5 protein-coding genes and 1 pseudogene are annotated in these 3,029 nt (G+C 64.9%); 3 read left to right on the top strand and 3 right to left on the bottom strand.

All coding sequences use genetic code 11. The features are described 5' to 3' along the window. The 3 genes from AC062T_RS12555 to AC062T_RS12545 all read left to right on the top strand — a co-directional run. Positions 1-241 (top strand): MFS transporter (locus tag AC062T_RS12555; protein WP_476030519.1); only part of this gene is annotated, 241 nt, incomplete at its 5' end. Positions 242-310: 69 nt separating this feature from the next. Then, positions 311-1,105 (top strand): isocitrate lyase/PEP mutase family protein, encoded by a 795-nt coding sequence (locus tag AC062T_RS12550; protein WP_476030517.1) that lies wholly within the window; start codon positions 311-313, stop codon positions 1,103-1,105. A gap of 80 nt (positions 1,106-1,185) precedes the next feature. Beyond that, complete coding sequence (locus AC062T_RS12545) at positions 1,186-1,614, top strand: MarR family winged helix-turn-helix transcriptional regulator (protein WP_476030515.1); 429 nt, start codon at positions 1,186-1,188, stop codon at positions 1,612-1,614. A 15-nt stretch (positions 1,615-1,629) separates the two neighbouring features. Here the strand turns inward: AC062T_RS12545 and AC062T_RS12540 are convergent, their stop codons facing one another. From AC062T_RS12540 to AC062T_RS12530, 3 genes and pseudogenes are all read right to left on the bottom strand, one after another. Then, a complete protein-coding gene (locus AC062T_RS12540) occupies positions 1,630-2,505 on the bottom strand; it encodes a prenyltransferase (protein WP_476030514.1) in 876 nt (291 codons plus the stop codon). Further along, positions 2,492-2,797 carry a lycopene cyclase domain-containing protein gene (locus AC062T_RS12535; protein WP_476030512.1) on the bottom strand — a complete coding sequence of 102 codons (306 nt, stop codon included), beginning with the start codon at positions 2,795-2,797 and terminating at the stop codon, positions 2,492-2,494. The genes AC062T_RS12540 and AC062T_RS12535 overlap by 14 nt, the downstream gene beginning before the upstream one ends. Then, a pseudogene (locus AC062T_RS12530) lies at positions 2,794-3,029 on the bottom strand (lycopene cyclase domain-containing protein); the annotation flags it as partial. The pseudogene AC062T_RS12530 and the gene AC062T_RS12535, both read right to left, overlap by 4 nt.

Below are 3,029 nucleotides of genomic sequence, written 5' to 3'. Positions count from 1 at the left end.
CCAGGCCGCGAGCCGCGGACTGCTCACGCGCGTCACCCCTGCTGGCATGCAGGGCGAGATTTTCGGCCTCTACGCCACGACGGGTCGCGTCGCCAGCTTCCTCTCCCCTCTCGCCTGGGCGCTCTTCCTGAGCATCTTCGGCGGCATCATCTACGGCGTGCTCGGCATCGGCCTCGTGGTGCTGATCGGCCTCATCATGCTGCTCTTCGTGCGTCTGCCCAAGCACGAACGCGTGGGGTGACCCGCAGCATCCGCCGCCCTCTTCATAACGAGGGTGGCGGATCGCGCCAATCGAGGGCACTCTGAGGAAATGACCAACCCCACTATCGTCAACGCTGAACTCCTCCGCTCGCTGCACGTGCCCGGTTCACCGCTCATCGTGACCAATGTGTGGGATGCCGTTACCGCCCGCATCGTCTCCGAAGTTCAAGGGGTCAAGGCCCTCGCCACAGCGAGCCACTCGATCTCGTTCGCCCACGGTGTGCCCGATGGCGAAGGACTCACGGTAGACCAGGCGCTCGCCGCCGCGAAGCTCGTCATCGACGCAACGTCGCTGCCGGTGTCTGTCGACTTTGAGAAGGGGTATTCGGCCGACGCCAAGGGGGTCGAAGACAATGTGGCCCGCCTCATCGAGGTGGGCGCGGCCGGCCTCAACATCGAGGACAGCATTGGCGCGGCCAAGGCCCCGCAGTTCGATATCAAGACGGCAGCGGCGCGCGTGGCCGCGGCGCGCAGTGCGGGAACCGTTTCGGGCGTACCGATTACGATCAACGCCCGCGTCGACACCCTCGCGAGCCCTGCCGGCGACTGGGACGAGGCAATCAAGCGGGCCAACGCCTATATGCAGGCGGGCGCCGACTGCATCTTTATGCTCGGCCTCTCCGACGAAGCCAAGGTTGAGCGCGCCATCAAGGAGATCGACGGGCTCGTCTCCGTGATCGGCACGCCCGGCGGCGTGCCCCTCAAGCGGCTCGCCGACCTCGGGGTCGCCCGCGTGAGCTTTGGCCCGGGCACGATGGGCCTGACCCTCGCCCACCTCAAGGGCGCGGCGACCGACCTGGTCGCGCTGGGCGACTACCCAGAGGAACTCGCCTTCGAGTTCTAGCCTTTCGCCGTTGCTGGGCGGATGCTGCGGTTGCGACGGCGACGCTTGCCGCGATCGTGGGGCGTGCGTATGGTCAGGGCATGGCTGAAAGACCGATCGGATTTTGGTTGAGAACCGTCGACCAGCTCATCGACCAGCGCTTCGATGCCATCATCGAAGAGCACGGCGTGACCCGGCGCCAGTGGCAGTTGCTCGGCGTCATCGCCGCGGGCAAGGCCACCGTCGCCGAACTCGACCGAGCAATCGCCCCCTTCATCGACGCCGATGCCGGCGAAAGCGCGTTAGAGCAGCTCGATGAGCTCGTCGAAAGCGACTGGGTTGCCGTGGACGGTGAGTATTACGAGCTCACCGAGCGCGGGCACAAGGCCTTTGTTCGCCTCACCGAGGTCGTCGACTCACTGCGCGGTTCGCTCGCCGAGGGCCTGACGGAGGACGAGTACCGCACCACCGTTACGTCTCTCGAACGTATGGCGCGCAACCTTGGTTTTACGGGCGACGAATCCGCCTAGAGGAACCCGCAACGCCTACGGGTGAATCGCCCACCAGGCGATGAGCAGCATCGTGACGAAGAAGCCGCTCACAAAGTTGAGGGCGAGAAACTTTCTCCACCCGCGGTTCGCCGTTTCGGCAGAAGCATCCGACACGTTCCAGAACGGTGCGCACGTGACCATGTAGGGCACCGCGAGGATGGCCCCGAGGGCGGTAGGCCAGCCCGTGAACAGCATCAGGATGCCCGCAAGGCCATAGGCCGCGACGGCCAGGCGCACGGTGCGCTTGCCGCCGAAGACCGTGGCGATCGACGCGATGCCACCTTCGCGGTCTGGCACGATGTCTTGCACCGCGCCGAATGCGTGGCTTGCCGCGCCCCAGAGAAAGAACGCCGCAAGAACGGCCCAGAGCTGCGGGGTGAACTGCGCCCCCGCGAGCACAAGCCCATAGAGAGCCGGCGAGACGAAGTGCGTGCTCGACGTGATCGAGTCGAGAACGGGCTTCTCTTTGAACCGCAGCCCCTTGGCCGAATAGGCGTAGACGGCGAACATGCTGATCGCGAGCACGAGCCACGAGAGCGGGTTACCCACGACGACCAGGTACACCAGAAACGGCACCGTCGTGATGGCCGCCGCCCAGAGCGTGATGCGGTGCATCCGTGGTTCGAGAAGTGCTCCCTCGACCCCGCCCTTGCGCGGATTCTTGAGATCTGACTCGTAGTCGAAGACGTCGTTGATGCCGTACATGGCGAGGTTGTAGGGGATCAAGAAGAAGATCGTGCCGAGCACGAGGGTGAGATCGATTTCGCGGGTCGTTGTGACGTAGGCGGCCGCGAAAGGGAACGCCGTGTTGATCCAGCTCAGCGGGCGAGACGACACTACGAGCGTGGAGAGAGTGCTACCGAACGTCATTGCGCCCCCCAATCAGATGCCACAGCGAGGGCAATAACACCACGGCGGCGATGGCGTAGGCAAAATCTTCGAGCGGTGCGAGACCCAGAAACGCGCCGGAGATGCGGTCGGGGTTGTACCAAAACAGGTCGGCGGCGATCATCAGATTGTCGAAGACTGCGGTCATGAGAAGCACGGCGAGAGCCGTGAGCCCCACCGCGCGCCACTCTGGCGCCCGTCGAGAAAGCACCGCGGCGAGCGCCACCACCGCAACGACGGCGAGAAAGACGGCGTTCAGGGCCCAGTACGTCATTCTGCGCTCACCCCACGGGAACGGCGGGGCTCACGGGAACGACCAGGCCCACGGCGCCGTCGGAGCATGGAACTCGAAGCTCCGTAGGCGATCATCGTGACGTAGCAGAGCAGCGCAAGAAAGAAGATCTCCTCCAGGGGCAGGTGCGGCGCCAACAGGATGCCCGTCATAAAGGGGGAGTCGCCCCGAAAGAAGATGTCGAGCCCGATGCCGGCCAGATCCCACACCACAA

The sequence above is a fragment of the Homoserinimonas sp. genome, from assembly GCF_056262345.1.
The sequence above is the reverse complement of the archived record's forward strand: the minus strand, read 5'-3'. Positions and strand labels throughout refer to the sequence as shown.

What these genes read in the sequence shown, in the direction of transcription:
- AC062T_RS12550 (WP_476030517.1), top strand. Translation starts at nt 311, where the DNA reads ATGACCAACCCCACTATCGTCAACGCTGAACTCCTCCGCTCGCTGCAC.
- AC062T_RS12545 (WP_476030515.1), top strand. Translation starts at nt 1,186, where the DNA reads ATGGCTGAAAGACCGATCGGATTTTGGTTGAGAACCGTCGACCAGCTC.
- AC062T_RS12540 (WP_476030514.1), bottom strand. Translation starts at nt 2,505, where the DNA reads ATGACGTTCGGTAGCACTCTCTCCACGCTCGTAGTGTCGTCTCGCCCG.
- AC062T_RS12535 (WP_476030512.1), bottom strand. Translation starts at nt 2,797, where the DNA reads ATGACGTACTGGGCCCTGAACGCCGTCTTTCTCGCCGTCGTTGCGGTG.